Here is a 16,380-nt window from a genome sequence, read left to right as displayed (position 1 = left end):
CCGCATCAGCCAAGCTCCTTCGCCAGCGCAGTGAAGACATCACCACGGTGTTCAAAACTGCGGAACTGATCGAGACTCGCACACGCAGGAGACAGCAGCACCATGTCGCCGGAAGCCAGATGCGAACTGATTTCACGCATCGCCTGCTCCATTGTTTCAAACAGAGAAGAAACTTCCGGGCGCAGCTCTGCCAGTTCAGCCCCGTCACGGCCAAAACAGTAAACGCGGAGTTTCTCGCCCTGCAAATAACGCGTCAGCGGCGAGAAATCGGCCGATTTGCCATCGCCGCCCAATAACAGATGCAGCGTGCCCTCGACGTGCAGACCGTTCAGTGCCGCTTCGGTGCTGCCGACGTTGGTCGCCTTGGAATCGTTAATCCAGCGCACGCCGTTGTGCTGCCAGGCTATCTGGAAACGATGCGCCAGTCCGGTAAAGGTGGTCAGCGCTTTCAGGCTGGAAGCATGAGGAACACCGACAGCATCCGCCAGCGCCAAAGCCGCCAGCGCATTGGTATAGTTGTGACGGCCGGTCAGCGGCATCTCATTGGTATTCAGGACTTTCTCACCGCGCACGCGCAGCCAGATATCATCCTGCTGGCGGGTCAGGTGATAATCACCCACATCCACCCCAAAGCTCACACAACGCTTATCAGCCCCGCGTACCGGCATGGTCAGTGCATCATCAGCATTCACCACGCAAAGCGCGGCGTTCTCATACACTTTTAACTTGGCCGCACGGTACTGTTGAAGGCCAAACGGATAGCGATCCATGTGGTCCTCGGTCACGTTCAAAATGGTGGCCGCAGCGGCTTGCAGACTTTCCGTGGTTTCCAGCTGGAAGCTCGAGAGTTCGAGCACGAACAGATCGTATTCGTGATCCAACATATTAAGTACTGGCAGACCGATATTCCCGCCCACGCCAACACGCCATCCGGCGGCTTTCGCCATTTCACCGACCAGCATGGTCACTGTGCTTTTACCGTTTGAACCAGTGATTGCCACAATCGGCGTCTGGGTTTCACGGCAGAACAGTTCGATATCGCCGACAATTTCCACACCCGCTTCAGCAGCGGCGCTCAGCGCAGGCGATGCCAGTGCGATGCCCGGACTGGCAACGATCAGATCCGCATTCAGCAGCCACTCTTCATTGAGTGAACCGAGATGACGCTCAATATTATCCGCAAGCTTGTCCAGTCCTGACGGGCTGACGCGGGTATCCATAACACGCGGCGTCACGCCACGTGCCACAAAGAAATCAACACAAGAGAGGCCGGTCAGCCCCAACCCGATGATGACGACTTTTTTACCCTGATAGTCAGCCATAGTTACCGTACCTTCAGCGTTGCAAGGCCGATCAGCACCAGCATCAGCGAAATAATCCAGAAGCGCACAATGACGCGCGGTTCCGGCCAGCCTTTAAGTTCGTAGTGATGATGGATTGGCGCCATACGGAAGATGCGCTGCCCACGTAACTTAAAGGACCCGACTTGCAAGATAACCGACAGTGTTTCGACCACGAATACACCGCCCATAATCACCAGTAAGAACTCCTGGCGCAGTAGTACGGCGATGGTACCCAGCGCGCCGCCCAAGGCCAGAGAGCCGACGTCACCCATGAAGACCTGTGCCGGATAGGTGTTGAACCACAGGAATCCGAGCCCGGCACCGACAATCGCGGTACACACGATCACCAGTTCCCCGGCGTGACGCAGATAAGGGATGTGCAGGTAGCTGGCGAAATTCATGTTACCGGTCGCCCAGGCCACCAGCGCAAAGCCACCGGCAACGAACACTGTGGGCATAATCGCCAGCCCGTCCAGACCATCGGTCAGGTTGACGGCGTTACTGGTACCCACAATCACGAAGTAGCTCAGCAGGATGTACAGCAGGCCAAGCTGCGGCATGATGTCTTTAAAGAACGGCACCACCAGCTCTGTCGCTGGCGTGTCTTTACCGATGGCGTACATAGTGAAAGCGGCAGCCAGTGCTATCACGGACTGCCAGAAGTATTTCCAGCGGGCGATGAGGCCCTTGGTGTCTTTGCGCACAACTTTGCGGTAATCATCAATGAAACCGACGATGCCGTAGCCGATCAACACGAACAGGACACACCAGACGTACGGGTTAGACGGATACGCCCACATCAGCACCGAAATGGTGATAGAGGCCAGAATCATCAGGCCCCCCATAGTTGGCGTACCACGTTTGCTGAAATGTGATTCCGGGCCGTCGTTACGCACAACCTGACCGAATGACATTTTTTGCAGACGGGCAATCATCCGTGGACCAATCCACAGTGACAGGAACAATGCAGTCAGCAGGCTGACGATGGCGCGAAACGTCAGATAGGAAAAGACGTTGAAGCCGGAATAATATTTGACCAAGTGTTCGGCCAGCCAAACTAACATGTTGCATTCTCCTGTAACGCGCGTACTACCTGCTCCATTGCGGCACTACGTGAACCTTTAATTAAAACGGTAATTACCGCATGTTCAGACAGTAAGCTCGTCAGGCGGGCCGTCAGGGCTGCCTTATCCGCTAAATGCTCACCACACCCGCTGACATCACTGATGATGCGGCTGTCGTGACCAATACTGAAAACTTTGTCGATCCCCGCTGCACGAATCGCTTCGCCCACCTCGCGATGACACGCTTCGCTTTGTGCACCCAGTTCCGCCATGTCGCCAACGGCCATCACGCGGTAGCCCGGCATTTCTGCCAGCACTTGGGCGGCGGCTGTCATCGAGCCCACGTTAGCGTTGTAGCTGTCATCGAGCAGCGTTTTACCTTCGCAAAGTGCGATCGGGAACAAGCGGCCTTTAACCGATTGCAGGGTCATCAGACCAGCGCGAACATTTTCGAGCGAAGCGCCAACCGACAGCGCCAGCGCGGCCGCAGCCATCGCGTTAGCAATGTTGTGACGCCCCGGCACAGGCAGCGATACATCTATGCTGCCTTGAGGAGAATGCAGGATAAACCCGGTATTAAGCGGGCTGATTTTGACGTCTGTTGCGAAGAAATCACTGCCGTCACTCTGCTGCGCAGAATTTTTTGTCGAAGAGAACCGCCAGACGGTTTTGCCGTCGAGTTTGCGCTGCCATTTCGGCCAGTCGTTGCTCTCTGCGTTAACAATCGCCGTACCGTTTTCGGGCAAGCCTTCAAAAATTTCGCCCTTGGCCTGCGCAACGCCGGCGAGTGAACCGAAACCTTCAAGGTGAGCGGCAGACAGATTATTGACCAGCGCCGTTTCAGGCCTGGCCAGTGCAGTGGTATAAGCGATTTCGCCCGGATGGTTGGCGCCCATTTCGATGACGGCAAAATCATGTTCTGCGGTCAGGCGTAACAATGTCAGCGGTACGCCGATGTCGTTATTGAAGTTGCCTGCGGTATAAAGCACATTGCCGCACTCGCGTAAGATCGCTGCGGTCATCTCTTTCACGGACGTTTTACCGGAGGAGCCGGTCAGGCCGACCACGCGGGCAGGAACCTGCTGACGCACCCAGCCGCCGAGATGGCCGAGCGCGATACGGGTGTCAGCCACCAGGATTTGTGGGATCTCCACCGGTAAGCGCTTACTTACCAGTAAAGCCCCTGAACCGGCTTTAACGGCATCGGCCGCAAAGTCGTGCGCATCAAATTTTTCGCCTTTCAGGGCGATGAACAAACAGCCCGGCGTGATCTGACGGGTATCGGTCGTAACACTGTCGATTTGGGTATCGCTGCCGATAAGTTCAGCATTGAGCGCCGCCGCCAACGTTTGCAGAGAAACGCGGATCATGCGATCACCCCCAGCAAACGGGCAACCGTTACGCGATCGGAATAGTCGAGACGCTGATTGCCTACCAGTTGGTAATCCTCGTGGCCTTTACCTGCGATCAGCACAACGTCATCTTCAGTTGCCTGCATAATCGCGCTGGTTACTGCCTCTGCGCGGCCATGAATTTCCTGCGCCCGGCCAGCATCCAGCAGCCCGGCAAGGATATCGGCGACAATGGCGCGGGGCTCTTCGCTGCGCGGGTTGTCATCCGTCACGATCACGCGATCGGCGTACTGTTCCGCAATGCCGCCCATCAGAGGACGTTTCCCTTTGTCGCGATCGCCGCCGCAGCCAAACACACACCACAGCGTGCCACGACAGTGCAGACGCGCCGCAGCCAGCGCTTTTTCCAGCGCGTCAGGCGTATGAGCGTAATCCACCACGGCGGTCGGTTTGCCCGGCGCATTGAACACTTCCATGCGGCCGCACACCGGTTGCAGTTGTGAACTCACCGCCAGCAACTGCGCCAGCGGATAATCTTGTGAAAGCAAGGTCGCCAGCGCCACCAGCAGATTACTGACGTTGAACGCGCCCATCAGACGGCTTTCCAGCAACCCTTCGCCCCAGCTTGAATCGATATTCACGGTCGCGCCGTTGTCGTGATAATTCACGCTGCGCGCCGCCAGCCAGCGGCCTTTCCAGCCTGCCGGGATGTTATCTTCCATGGTGACGGCGATAGCGTCGGGGGTTTTCGCCAGCCAGCGCAACCCAACTTCATCGTCAACATTAATAATTTTTTGGCCAACCTGATGCGAAGAGAAGAGTTGCCATTTGGCATCTTCGTAGCTTTGCATATCGCCGTGATAATCCAGATGATCACGGCTGAGGTTGGTGAAAGCCGCAGCGGCAAACGGCAGCGCAGCGACGCGGTGCTGAACCAGCCCGTGCGAGGAAACTTCCATCGCGGCGAAGGTGGCGCCCTGCTGTACTAAATCCGCCAGAATATGCTGAACCTGTACCGCAGAACCGGTGGTATTTTCCGCCGGTACCACTTTATCGAGTAAACCATTACCCACGGTGCCCATCACGGCGCTGGTTTCACCCAGCAACTGACTCCACTGCGCCAGCAGCTGCGTGGTCGTGGTTTTGCCGTTGGTGCCGGTCACGCCGATCAGACGTAAGGCCTGAGCCGGCTGATGATAAAAACGTCCTGCCAGTTCGGACAGCAAAACACTAAGATTTTCGAGGTAAATCACCGGCACGCCATGCATCTGGCTAACCGTTCCATGCTCTTGTTCACCTTTTGCTTCGGCCACAACGGCAGCGACACCCTGGGCAATTGCCTGGGGAATAAAACGACGCCCATCGCTGGTATGGCCTGAAATCGCGACGAACAGATCTCCGGCAGCCGCCACGCGGCTGTCTAAAATCATGTCTTTTAGCGCTACCGCCGGGGCATCACTCACCCAGGGCGCTAATAGGTCGCGCAAATTACGATCTGCCACCTGAAGCCTCTTTTTGATTATTCACTATGTCTGCATTTTCGTCGGCAGTCAGCGCATCCGGTTCGATGTTCATGGTGCGCAATACGCCGCCCATGATCGCGCCGAACACAGGTGCGGAAACGGCCCCACCGTAATACTTCCCTGCCTGCGGATCGTTGATAACCACCACCAGCGCAAATCTTGGATTGCTTGCCGGTGCAACGCCTGCGGTGTAGGCAATGTATTTGTTCACATACTTACCATCGGGACCGACTTTCTTCGCGGTACCGGTTTTAATCGCGATGCGGTAACCCTTGATCGCCGCCTTCACGCCACCACCGCCGGGCAGTGCGACGCTTTCCATCATATGCACGACGGTGCGGACAATCGGTTCCGGGAAAATACGTTCGCCAGAGACAGGCGGATCAACTTTGGTTATCGACAGCGGACGATAAATGCCCATGCTGCCAATCGTTGCGTAGACTCGCGCTAGCTGGAGAGGTGTCACCATTAGCCCGTAGCCAAAAGAGAAGGTGGCCCTCTCTATGTCAGACCACCGTTGTTTTTTAGGGTATAAGCCACTGCTTTCTCCAACCAGTCCCAAATTGGTCGGTTTTCCCAATCCGAATCGCGAGTAAGTATCTACCAGCTCTGCGGACGGCATCGATAACGCCAGTCGTGAAACACCGACGTTACTCGACTTCTGCAAGATACCCGTCACGGACAGCTCCGCGTAACGGGCCACATCTTTAATCTCGTGACCGTTGATTCGATACGGCACGGTGTTCAGCACACTATTCTCGCGCACGACACCATTTTTCAGCGCCGTCATCACTACCATCGGTTTGACGGTGGAACCCGGCTCGAAGATGTCGGTGATGGCGCGGTTACGCATCACGTCTTTCGGGGTGTTCGGCATATTATTTGGGTTATAAGACGGGCTGTTGGCCATCGCCAGCACTTCACCGGTTTGCACATCGACCAGTACCGCAGTGCCGGATTCGGCTTTGTTAAATGCCACGGCGTTGTTCAGTTCGCGATACACCAGTGCCTGCAAACGTTCGTCGATGCTTAGCGCCAGATTGTGCGCAGCCTGGCTGTCAACGGAGGAAATGTCTTCAATGACGCGCCCGAAGCGGTCTTTACGGATGGTGCGTTCGCCCGGTTTCCCGGTCAGCCAGCGGTCAAAGCTTTTCTCAACGCCTTCAATACCTTCGCCATCGATGTTAGTGACGCCAATGACGTGCGATGTCACCTGTCCGGCCGGATAGTAACGACGGGACTCCTGACGCAGGGAAATCCCCGGCAGTTTAAGTTTGCGAATGTATTCGCCAACGGAGGGGTTGATCTGACGGGCGAGATAAACGAAGCGGCCTTTGGGATTGGCGTTGATGCGGGCAGAAAGCTGATCGAGTGGCATGTTGAGGGCGTCGGCGAGCGCTTTCCACTTGGTATCGAGCGTGATGCCGCCGCGATCGGTAATTTCTTTCGGATCGGCCCAAATTGCATTCACAGGCACGCTGACGGCCAGAGGCCGCCCCGAGCGGTCGGTGATCATCCCGCGGGATGTCGGAATGGTTTGAACGCGCAGGGAACGTAAGTCCCCTTCTTTCACCAGCTTATCGGGGTTTATCACCTGAAGATAAGCCACCCGCAACATCAGCCCCAGCAAGGCCAGTAAAATACAGGCGCACAACAACGCAAAACGCCAGCTGATAAAGCTGGCTTGATCTTCGGGACGCTTTAACTTCGCGGTGCGTGTTGCTTTCATTAGCTGCCTGTATCCTCCGTGCGCATTTTAAGGCTGAACCACAATAGTTTCTTGAGATGGATCAACATGTTGCATCTGCAATTTCTCCGTTGCGATGCGCTCTACCCGGCTGTGATCACCGAGGGCATTCTCTTCGAGGATCAGGTTGCGCCACTCGATGTCCAGCGCATCCCTTTCCAGTACTAACTGTTCGCGCTGTGCTGTCAGTAAACGCGTACGGTGCGCAGTGGTGACCACGAAGATGGCGCTGATCAAAACGGCAATCAGCAAAATCATCGGGACCTTGCCATTGCGCAAAATGTCGCTGGCAATAACCCCCACCAAACCGTGACGTTCATTGCCAATCACGATGCCGTTCTCTCAGCAAAACGCAGGACTGAACTGCGTGCCCGCGGGTTTTCTGACACTTCCGCATCGGAAGGCATCATTTTTCCCACTGATTTTAATGAGCGTCCGCCAAGTTCAGCGATTTGCGCTTCCGTCATCGGAATCCCGGCAGGCACTTGCGCGCCACGGCTGTGCTGACGGATAAAGCGTTTCACGATGCGGTCTTCCAGTGAGTGGAAGCTGATGACGGATAAACGCCCTGCCGGTGCCAGAATTTCCAGCGCGCCGTCCAGCGCACGTTCGATTTCTTCCAGCTCACTGTTGATGTAGATACGAATCGCCTGGAAGCTGCGTGTCGCCGGATGCTTATGCTTCTCACGAAACGGTGAGGCATTCGCAATCAAATCAGCCAGTTCTTTGGTACGCGTCATTGGTAATTCGCGGTTCCGCTCGACAATCGCGCGCGCAATGCGTTTCGCAAAACGCTCTTCACCGAACGTTTTCAATACCCAGATGATGTCTTCTTCTTCCGCTTTCATCAGCCATTCAGCCGCTGAGTAACCACGCGTCGGATCCATGCGCATATCCAGAGGCCCGTCACGCATAAAGGAGAAACCCCGTTCCGCATCATCAAGCTGCGGTGAGGAAACGCCTAAATCCAGTAATACGCCGTCGATCTTGCCTTCCAGACCGCGCTCGCGAACATAGTCAGCGAGATCGGAGAAAGGTCCGTGAACGATAGAAAAACGCGCGTCATCAATAGATTCTGCGGCTTTAATTGCCTGCGGATCGCGGTCAATCGCCAGCAGGCGACCTTGTGGGCCAAGCTGTGACAAAATCAGACGTGAGTGGCCACCGCGGCCAAAGGTTCCGTCTATATAAATGCCGTCCTGGCGGATGTTCAGGCCGTTGACGGCTTCATCCAGCAAGACGGAAGTGTGTTTGTAGTTTTCAACCATGCTTATAATGACAAGTCCTGTAATCGGTCAGAGAGTGGTTCCTGAGACGATTGTTCAGCGTCTATGTCTTCCTTAACTTGTTGATACCAGGTCTGTTCATCCCACAATTCAAACTTGTTGAACTGCCCAACCAGCATCACTTCTTTTGCGAGCCCGGCGTGCTGACGCAGAGTGTTGGCAATCAGCAGACGCCCGGCGTTATCCATCTGACATTCACTTGCATGTCCCAGCAACAGGCGCTGAATACGGCGCTCAACGGGGTTCATGCTCGACAGACGGGACAATTTACGTTCAATAATTTCCCACTCGGGGAGGGTGTAAAGGAGGAGACATGGGTGATGGAGGTCTATGGTACACACCATTTGACCTTGCGATTCTTCGCTCAGCAAATCCCGGTAACGGGTGGGTACGGCAAGTCGCCCTTTGCTGTCGAGGTTAACCATCGTCGCGCCACGAAACATGACCGATCTACCCCTCTATGACCCTAATCACCACTTTCCTCCACAAATTCCCACTTAAAAGAGTTTACGGATGGTTTTAAAACCTTGTCAAGCCAGAGCGGAGGCGGTTTGGCAATATTTACGCGGGGACCCGAAAGCCCGACGTAACGCGGTGAGGTATTTTAGAGGTGAAATAGAAAATAACGTCATGATTAGCTGAAGAAATTTCGGAGGGTTAATAATTTCGTTTAAAAAAAAACCAAACTGAATATTATTTAACTATTTATATTCTTCTGTTATCTGACTCTCGTTTCTTGTTCTCTTTGCCATAAGAAAAATCATTTCCGATTTTTTTTTGGCTATCACGGCTAAATCATCATCATTTTGTGAGCCAGCCCGCATGGCACAAGCCTTTCAGGGCGTTTAAAAACCACGAATCGCGAGACAACTGCATACCCGGAGAAATTAAGCGGGGAATTCTACAGCACTTTTGCAGACAGCATTAACGTATTTTAGATATCAATAAACAGATTTATATCGGTAACTGTAAGGCGAAAACATTTGTTAATAATTCAACGCTCTGGGAATGTTCCTAAATTAACCACTTTCCCCGCATGGAATTTTTTAACGCGTTGTGAGCTATTGGGCAAGAGAGGATAGATAAGTGTGTTTGTGGGAGGGAATCACGGGCACTCAATAGAATACCCGTCAGGATTACTTGCGGCTCAACCGGCCACGGCGGAAGAGGTTGCGGCGAATACGGGTCAGGCCTGCTTTTGGCTTTTTCGGTTCATCCAGGCACGCCAGTACCAGCTCCAGCACACGTTCGGCAACGTCACGATGACGCTGAGCGACCGCCAGAACCGGACACTCGAGGAAGTCGAGAAGCTCGTTATCCCCAAAGGTAGCAATCACCAGATCGACAGGCAAACGCCCTTCCGTTTTCAGCGTGACGTCCATGACGCCCTGTAACAACTGAAACGAGGTGGTGAAAAGTGCCTGTGGCATAGGATTGTGCTTCAGCCACTGGGCAAACACCACCGCCGCTGATTCGCGGTCATACGCATTGGCATAAAGATACTGCGGCTGACGTGAATCTTCAGCCCAGGCCTCGCGAAAGCCCTGCTCACGCAGGAAGCTGACCGATAATTCAGGCAATGCACCGAGATACAATACCGATTCAGCAGGGAACGTTCGCAATTCCTGCGCCAGCATCAGAGCATCTTCCTGATCGGCACCGACAACGCTGATGAAATGCTCAGGGTCGAGCGCACGATCCAGCGCAATGATGGGGAAATCATCATTGGCCCAGCGCTGATAAAAAGGATGTTCCGGCGGTAAAGACGTGGAAATGATGATCGCATCAACCTGACGTTGCAGCAGATGCTCGATGCAGCGCATTTCGTTGTCAGGTTGATCTTCCGAACAAGCAATCAGCAGTTGATAGCCACGCTGGCGTGCCTGACGCTCGAGAAAATTGGCAATCTTGGTATAACTGGTATTTTCCAGATCGGGGATCACCAGACCAATAGAACGGGTCCGGCCGGCGCGTAAACCCGCAGCCACCGCATTCGGGTGATAGTTATGTTCCTTCACGACAGCCATGACTTTTTCGACTGTCTTATCGCTGACACGATATTGCTTCGCTTTGCCGTTAATAACATAACTGGCCGTCGTACGCGAAACGCCCGCTAACCTCGCGATCTCATCCAGCTTCACTGAGATAACCCCTTAAGAAAGATAATGCTTTATCTAACCCCAGAAGCCCCTGCCGGGCAAGGTGTTTTACCGAATCGCTTCACCTGGGCCGCAAAAAAGAAAGCCCAACTAAAAAGTTGAGCTTTCACTGTGCAGATAAATTTTACATCCTGCTGATTTTTTAGGCTTTAGCGCATGATCTTGTCGCCGCGCGAAACACCGACCACGCCGGAGCGTGCCACTTCGACAATTTCAGCCACGTCACGAATGCTGGCTAAGAAGGCGTCGAGCTTGTCGCTGGTGCCCGCAAGCTGAACGGTGTAAAGCGTCGCCGTAACATCCACAATCTGCCCACGGAAGATTTCAGTTGAACGTTTCACCTCTTCCCGGCCATAGCCAGAAGCCTGAACCTTCACCAGCATGATTTCGCGCTCAACGTGAGCGCCCTGCACCAGTTCAGTGACGCGCAACACGTCGACCAGCTTATGCAGCTGCTTTTCGATCTGCTCGAGCACCTTGGCATCACCTACGGTCTGGATCGTCATACGCGACAATGTGGGATCATCGGTCGGCGCAACGGTGAGGCTTTCGATGTTGTAGCCACGCTGAGAGAACAGGCCGACTACGCGGGACAACGCGCCCGATTCGTTTTCCAGTAATACTGATAAAATCCGGCGCATGATCAGGTCCTCTCCGTTTTGCTTAACCACATTTCGTCCATCGCACCGCCACGGATGTGCATCGGGTAAACGTGTTCTGTTTCATCAATGCTGATATCCACAAATACCAGACGATTTTTCTGTTCCAGTGCCTGAATCAGTTTGCTTTCCAGCTCATCAGGCGTGCGGATAGCAATGCCAACGTGACCATAAGCTTCCGCCAGTTTGACGAAGTCAGGCAGCGATTCCATGTAGGATTGCGAATGGCGACCGGAATAAATCATGTCCTGCCACTGTTTCACCATACCGAGATAACCGTTATTCAGGTTGATCACAATGACGGGTAAACCGTATTGCAGCGCGGTCGACAGCTCCTGAATGTTCATCTGGATGCTGCCGTCACCGGTGACACAAATTACCGTTTCGTCCGGCAGACCGAGTTTCACACCCAGCGCGGCAGGCAGACCGAAGCCCATCGTGCCGAGGCCACCGGAGTTTATCCAGCGACGTGGCTTATCAAACTGATAATAAAGTGCGGCGAACATCTGATGCTGACCGACGTCCGACGTCACGTAGGCGTCACCTTTGGTCAGGCGATGCAGCGTTTCGATAACGGCCTGCGGTTTGATCTTGCCACTGTTTTTGTCGTAGCTCAGGCATTGACGCGCACGCCAGTTTTCAATACTTGTCCACCAGTCGCGCAGCGCATCAAATTCCTGTTTGTCGTCGCTCTGCGCCAGCAATTCAAGCATCTGAACCAGCGTCTGTTTCGCATCACCGACAATAGGAATATCAGCACTGACGGTTTTGGAGATCGACGTCGGGTCGATATCGATATGCATTACGGTGGCATTCGGGCAGTACTTCGCCAGATTATTGGTAGTACGGTCGTCGAAACGCACACCCACGCCGAAAATCAGATCGGCGTTGTGCATCACCATGTTGGCTTCGTATGTACCATGCATGCCGAGCATACCCAGACTCTGACGATGTGTGCCCGGGAACGCGCCCAGCCCCATCAGGGAGGTGGTTACCGGCAGATTCAGTTTTTCTGCCAGTTCCAGAATTTCTGCGTGACACTCAGAGTTGATCGCCCCACCACCGACGTACAGCACCGGTTTTTTCGCGGCAAGCAACGTCTGCAACGCGCGTTTAATCTGGCCGCGATGCCCCTGCACCGTCGGGTTATACGACCGCATCGCAACCTGTTCAGGGTAAGCGTAAGGTAATTTGATTTGCGGATTCACCACGTCTTTTGGCAAATCGACCACCACCGGGCCCGGACGGCCCGTGGACGCCAGATAGAAAGCTTTTTTCAGCACGGTAGGAATATCTTCCGCGCGTTTTACCAGAAAACTGTGTTTCACCACCGGACGGGAGATCCCCACCATGTCGCATTCCTGGAACGCGTCATAACCGATCAGTGAACTGTGTACCTGGCCGGATAGCACCACCAGCGGAATGGAATCCATATAAGCTGTCGCAATACCGGTGATCGCATTGGTTGCACCGGGACCGGACGTCACCAGCACCACGCCCACTTCGCCCGTGGCACGCGCATAACCGTCAGCCATATGAACAGCGGCCTGTTCATGTCTCACCAGCACATGATCAATCCCGCCGACCGTGTGCAGGGCATCATAGATATCCAACACCGCTCCGCCGGGATAACCGAATAACTGCTTCACGCCCTGATCGATTAACGATCGAACGACCATCTCGGCTCCTGACAACATCTCCATGGTTTTGCCTCCAGGCTTTTTATTTCTTCTATAGGATGACTTTTTATTTCAGCAAGCTGTTCTATTCAAGCAGCAATCCAAAGTTAAATCGCTGAATTTTAGGCCTTTACGCAGAGCGGATGAAAACCCTGCTGTTCTTATTGGCGTTGCTAACTCAACTCAGTACCTTAGCGTGAGAATTTGGGTCAGGCAAACGCCAAAATAGGGATGACAGATTTCGTATATTGCGACGCGCTGCCATCAATCGCCCGTCCGGGACAAAACACTGCCTGCGCACGGCAACCAGTCAGAAATATCAGGAAGGCGGGAAAAATTACAGGATTAAATTATGTCTGATGCTGACATAAAAATGATCAGGGAACCGGCGAACAGGTATTCGCCGGTGTTGAGAGAAAGACAAAGACGCGGCGTCATTCGCCGTAGAGTTCGTCGATTTCCTTTTTGTAGCGGCTGAAAATAATCTTACGACGCAGCTTGAGCGTCGGCGTCAGTTCGCCGGATTCCATAGTGAAAGGTTTGATCAGTAGCGCGAATTTTTTCACCTGCTCAAAGTCTGCCAGATCGTGCTGAATTTCGCGTAACTGATGGGCAAACAGCGACAGAATCTGTTCATTTTTGACCAGACCGCTGCGGTTGAAGTAATCGATATGATGCGCCTGTGCGTACATGTTGAGCACATCGAAATCCGGTACGATCAGCGCAGAAACAAAATGACGCTCATCGGCGATCACCGCCACCTGTTCAATGTAGCGATCCTGCACCAGCGTGCCTTCGATCCGCTGCGGCGCGATATATTTACCGCCTGAGGTTTTCATCAGATCTTTCAGTCGTTCGGTGATAAACACGTTGCCTTCTGCATCCATCTTCCCCGCATCGCCGGTTTTAAACCAGCCATCTGCAGTGAAACTGGCCGCTGTTTCTTCCGGTTTATTGAAGTAACCGCGCAGCAGTGTTGGTCCGCGTACCTGAATTTCATTTTCATCACCGATACGCACCTCGATTTCCGGCAACGCCGTGCCGACTGAGCCAAAGCGGAAATTTTTCTCTTCCCAGCAGGTGACGGTGGCGCAAGTTTCCGTCAAACCATAACCGTATTTGATATGCAAACCGAGGGATTCAAAAAACAGAATCACATTGTCATCCAGGCTCGCGCCAGCTGCTGGCAGAAAACGTAAGTTGCCGCCGAGCAAACCGCGCAGCTTTTTGAGCACCAGCTTGTCCGCCAGAAAATATGCCGGTGAAAGCCAGAAGGGATTACGTTCGCCACGCCGCTCAGTCAGAAATCTCTCTTTACCCTGCGCCACTGCCCAGTGGAACAGCCACTTTTTCACCTTTCCCGCGCGGGCGACTTTATCGTGGATCGCACTGAACACTTTTTCATAGAAACGCGGCACGGCGCACATGACGGTAGGTTTCACCGCCTGTAACGCATCCCTCACTAAATCGGTATCGCGCAGAAAGACGTTCTGCGCACCGCACTGCATCACAAAGAAACTCCACGCCCGTTCGAAGACATGCGCCAGCGGCAGGAAGCACAGGGAGATATCCCGGTCGGAAATCGTCAGGCGTTTTTCATGCTGTTTCAGCTGTGTCGCCATACTGCGGTAGTCGAGCATTACGCCTTTCGCTTCCCCGGTGGTGCCCGAAGTATAAATCAGCGTGAATAAGTCGTTGAGATCGCAGGCGCTGAGGCGCGCTTCGCGTTCGGCGGTTAACGCAGCGTCGGGCACGGTGATATCAGATACATGTCGGGCTATCTGCACGCCCTGTAAATCGACATCATCATCTAGCACCAGAATATGTTGTAGCTGCGGGCAGAGTTCGCGCAATGCAATCGCCGCGTCGTACTGCTTTTGGCCAACCACAAATAAAATGCGGATATCCGCATCATTAAGCACATACGCTGATTGTGCGGGCGTGTTCGTGGCATAGACCGGTACGGTTACCGCGCGCAGTTGCAAAATTGCCAGATCCGCCGTTGCCCAGGCGATCGAATTATTCCCGCAGATTGCAATCCTCTCCTGAACCTCCACGCGCTCCCGTAAAAGGAGAGTCGATAAAGCATCGACTTTCGCCCCTAACTCACGCCAGGTCAGTGAGGTTTGAACAGCGGGTGACCATTCACGAAAGGCGATTTGGTCAGCGCGAAGAGTGACCTGTTGGCGAAAACGGGCGATCAGATGGTAATCATTTAAGGTTGGATTCATTGAGCGTCTATACCGGCGTTCAGCACAGCTCGCCAGGAGGCGGCTAACTGTATTGCTCTGTTACAAAGATTTAACGCAGTCTACCCACAAATATTGCGCGGCGAAATGAAATTATAGAGCGTTAGGGGAAGCAAAACGGCGGCTCAGAATGAGTCAATGGCGGGAGAAAAAAAACCCGCGTAGCTTTAACGAGGCGAAAAAGCACGCAGGATAAAAAACTTCAAAATAAATCATAACCAGGCATATTTACTTCAGCGCACACCAAAGTAAATACGATGTTCGTTTTAGGGTCAGAGCGTCAGTACGCACTGGCTTAATAAAGATTTCATCCACATATTCCCGCGATCTTTACTGGAAGACTCATGCCATGACAGATAACAGGTCAGCTGATTTTTCATCCACGGTAATGGAATGACAGATAAATTTAGGATGCCGGTATTAGCCTGCGCTAACCAGCGGGGAACCAGCGCCACCATCTCGGTTTTCGACACGACTTCCATGACGCTGTAAAGATCTGTTCCCTGATAGGCGATTAAAGATTGCAGTTCAGGATCATCATAATAAGGCGCACTGAAAGAATAGAAGCGGTCAATCATCATGACAGCATGTTTTTCGCGCAGGTATTTCTCGTCGGACATATAAGGGCTAATCCGGGGATGATTTTGTGCCGCAACCAACACCAGTTCGTCATTAAATAAGGGTTCGTTACAAAAATCAGGCCGTTCAAATTTACGGTAGCTGATCATAAATTCGATATTTTGGTAGCGCAGCTGATGTTCAATATTATCATTAACGATAGTCTGTAATTTAATACTGACGCTGCTGGCCAGGGTATCAACGGCGTGAAGAACTTGAGATGTCAGGCGTTTATCCAGCGGGCTGCAAATCGCGACATTAAACTGGCGCATGCTGACACTGGGATCGAAACCTGCGCCGGGCAATTCATTCATGATCAATTGAAGTGCCTGACGGACAGGGCCGAACAACTGCCGGGCACGCATTGTCGGTTGGATGCCCCGACCGTAGCGAACAAATAAATCATCATTGAACATGATTTTCAAACGGGCTACAGCATTACTGACGGCGGGCTGAGACATGCCCAGCATATTGGCTGCACGGGTAATATTTTGTAATTGCATGACGGCATCGAAGACAGTCAATAAATTAAGATCGACATTACGCAGATGCGTTTCAAACTCAGCAGGTTTAGCAGCGTTTTCGGTAATGATGTCAGACATGGTTATCCCCATTAAAGATCATCAGCCTTGAAGAATAATGATTATCTTTAATTGATTTATTTAAACAAAATGCGGCACAGTCATATCAGACCAATAAAT

General features: G+C 53.1%; 13 protein-coding genes. All 13 read right to left on the bottom strand.

The window, feature by feature from the left end; genetic code table 11:
• Positions 1 to 5: 5 nt before the first annotated feature.
• Positions 6 to 1,322, bottom strand: coding sequence for a UDP-N-acetylmuramoyl-L-alanine--D-glutamate ligase (gene murD, locus ACMHLI_RS00735; protein ID WP_413527826.1), 1,317 nt, complete (start codon positions 1,320 to 1,322; stop codon positions 6 to 8).
• Positions 1,323 to 1,324: 2 nt separating this feature from the next.
• Positions 1,325 to 2,407: a phospho-N-acetylmuramoyl-pentapeptide-transferase gene (gene mraY / locus ACMHLI_RS00730; protein WP_413527825.1), complete on the bottom strand. Its 1,083-nt coding sequence runs from the start codon at positions 2,405 to 2,407 to the stop codon at positions 1,325 to 1,327.
• Positions 2,401 to 3,777: a UDP-N-acetylmuramoyl-tripeptide--D-alanyl-D-alanine ligase gene (murF, locus tag ACMHLI_RS00725; RefSeq protein WP_413527824.1), complete on the bottom strand. Its 1,377-nt coding sequence runs from the start codon at positions 3,775 to 3,777 to the stop codon at positions 2,401 to 2,403. Before murF ends, mraY begins: the two co-directional genes overlap by 7 nt.
• A complete protein-coding gene (gene murE / locus ACMHLI_RS00720; RefSeq protein WP_413527823.1) occupies positions 3,774 to 5,261 on the bottom strand; it encodes a UDP-N-acetylmuramoyl-L-alanyl-D-glutamate--2,6-diaminopimelate ligase in 1,488 nt (495 codons plus the stop codon). Before murE ends, murF begins: the two co-directional genes overlap by 4 nt.
• Positions 5,248 to 7,011, bottom strand: a complete 1,764-nt coding sequence (locus ACMHLI_RS00715) for a peptidoglycan glycosyltransferase FtsI (RefSeq protein ID WP_413527822.1) — start codon at positions 7,009 to 7,011, stop codon at positions 5,248 to 5,250. The genes murE and ACMHLI_RS00715 overlap by 14 nt, the downstream gene beginning before the upstream one ends.
• A 27-nt stretch (positions 7,012 to 7,038) precedes the next feature.
• On the bottom strand, positions 7,039 to 7,359 hold the full coding sequence (gene ftsL, locus ACMHLI_RS00710) for a cell division protein FtsL (protein WP_413527821.1): 321 nt from the start codon (positions 7,357 to 7,359) through the stop codon (positions 7,039 to 7,041).
• Positions 7,356 to 8,297: a 16S rRNA (cytosine(1402)-N(4))-methyltransferase RsmH gene (gene rsmH / locus ACMHLI_RS00705; protein ID WP_213051372.1), complete on the bottom strand. Its 942-nt coding sequence runs from the start codon at positions 8,295 to 8,297 to the stop codon at positions 7,356 to 7,358. Before rsmH ends, ftsL begins: the two co-directional genes overlap by 4 nt.
• 2 nt (positions 8,298 to 8,299) lie before the next feature.
• Positions 8,300 to 8,758 carry a division/cell wall cluster transcriptional repressor MraZ gene (gene mraZ / locus ACMHLI_RS00700; RefSeq protein ID WP_056776931.1) on the bottom strand — a complete coding sequence of 153 codons (459 nt, stop codon included), beginning with the start codon at positions 8,756 to 8,758 and terminating at the stop codon, positions 8,300 to 8,302.
• A 693-nt stretch (positions 8,759 to 9,451) separates the two neighbouring features.
• Positions 9,452 to 10,456 (bottom strand): catabolite repressor/activator, encoded by a 1,005-nt coding sequence (cra, locus tag ACMHLI_RS00695; RefSeq protein WP_413527820.1) that lies wholly within the window; start codon positions 10,454 to 10,456, stop codon positions 9,452 to 9,454.
• Positions 10,457 to 10,623: 167 nt separating this feature from the next.
• Positions 10,624 to 11,115, bottom strand: a complete 492-nt coding sequence (gene ilvN / locus ACMHLI_RS00690; RefSeq protein ID WP_013577020.1) for an acetolactate synthase small subunit — start codon at positions 11,113 to 11,115, stop codon at positions 10,624 to 10,626.
• Between the two features lie 2 nt (positions 11,116 to 11,117).
• On the bottom strand, positions 11,118 to 12,836 hold the full coding sequence (ilvI, locus tag ACMHLI_RS00685) for an acetolactate synthase 3 large subunit (RefSeq protein ID WP_413527819.1): 1,719 nt from the start codon (positions 12,834 to 12,836) through the stop codon (positions 11,118 to 11,120).
• Positions 12,837 to 13,246: 410 nt separating this feature from the next.
• Positions 13,247 to 15,043 (bottom strand): AMP-dependent synthetase/ligase, encoded by a 1,797-nt coding sequence (locus ACMHLI_RS00680; RefSeq protein WP_413527818.1) that lies wholly within the window; start codon positions 15,041 to 15,043, stop codon positions 13,247 to 13,249.
• A gap of 290 nt (positions 15,044 to 15,333) precedes the next feature.
• The gene (leuO, locus tag ACMHLI_RS00675; protein WP_413527817.1) at positions 15,334 to 16,281 is read right to left on the bottom strand and encodes a transcriptional regulator LeuO; all 948 of its coding nucleotides are present in this window, start codon (positions 16,279 to 16,281) and stop codon (positions 15,334 to 15,336) included.
• Positions 16,282 to 16,380 lie beyond the last annotated feature (99 nt).

It is taken from the genome of Rahnella inusitata, assembly GCF_965118895.1.
Classification (GTDB): domain Bacteria; phylum Pseudomonadota; class Gammaproteobacteria; order Enterobacterales; family Enterobacteriaceae; genus Rahnella; species Rahnella inusitata_A.
The sequence above is the reverse complement of the archived record's forward strand: the minus strand, read 5'-3'. Positions and strand labels throughout refer to the sequence as shown.

Bases quoted from the DNA above. Each gene is read 5' to 3' on its own strand.
- murF (WP_413527824.1), bottom strand. From the start codon at position 3,777: ATGATCCGCGTTTCTCTGCAAACGTTGGCGGCGGCGCTCAATGCTGAA.
- ilvI (WP_413527819.1), bottom strand. From the start codon at position 12,836: ATGGAGATGTTGTCAGGAGCCGAGATGGTCGTTCGATCGTTAATCGAT.
- leuO (WP_413527817.1), bottom strand. From the start codon at position 16,281: ATGTCTGACATCATTACCGAAAACGCTGCTAAACCTGCTGAGTTTGAA.
- murD (WP_413527826.1), bottom strand. From the start codon at position 1,322: ATGGCTGACTATCAGGGTAAAAAAGTCGTCATCATCGGGTTGGGGCTG.
- ACMHLI_RS00715 (WP_413527822.1), bottom strand. From the start codon at position 7,011: ATGAAAGCAACACGCACCGCGAAGTTAAAGCGTCCCGAAGATCAAGCC.
- rsmH (WP_213051372.1), bottom strand. From the start codon at position 8,297: ATGGTTGAAAACTACAAACACACTTCCGTCTTGCTGGATGAAGCCGTC.
- mraY (WP_413527825.1), bottom strand. From the start codon at position 2,407: ATGTTAGTTTGGCTGGCCGAACACTTGGTCAAATATTATTCCGGCTTC.
- ACMHLI_RS00680 (WP_413527818.1), bottom strand. From the start codon at position 15,043: ATGAATCCAACCTTAAATGATTACCATCTGATCGCCCGTTTTCGCCAA.
- ilvN (WP_013577020.1), bottom strand. From the start codon at position 11,115: ATGCGCCGGATTTTATCAGTATTACTGGAAAACGAATCGGGCGCGTTG.
- mraZ (WP_056776931.1), bottom strand. From the start codon at position 8,758: ATGTTTCGTGGCGCGACGATGGTTAACCTCGACAGCAAAGGGCGACTT.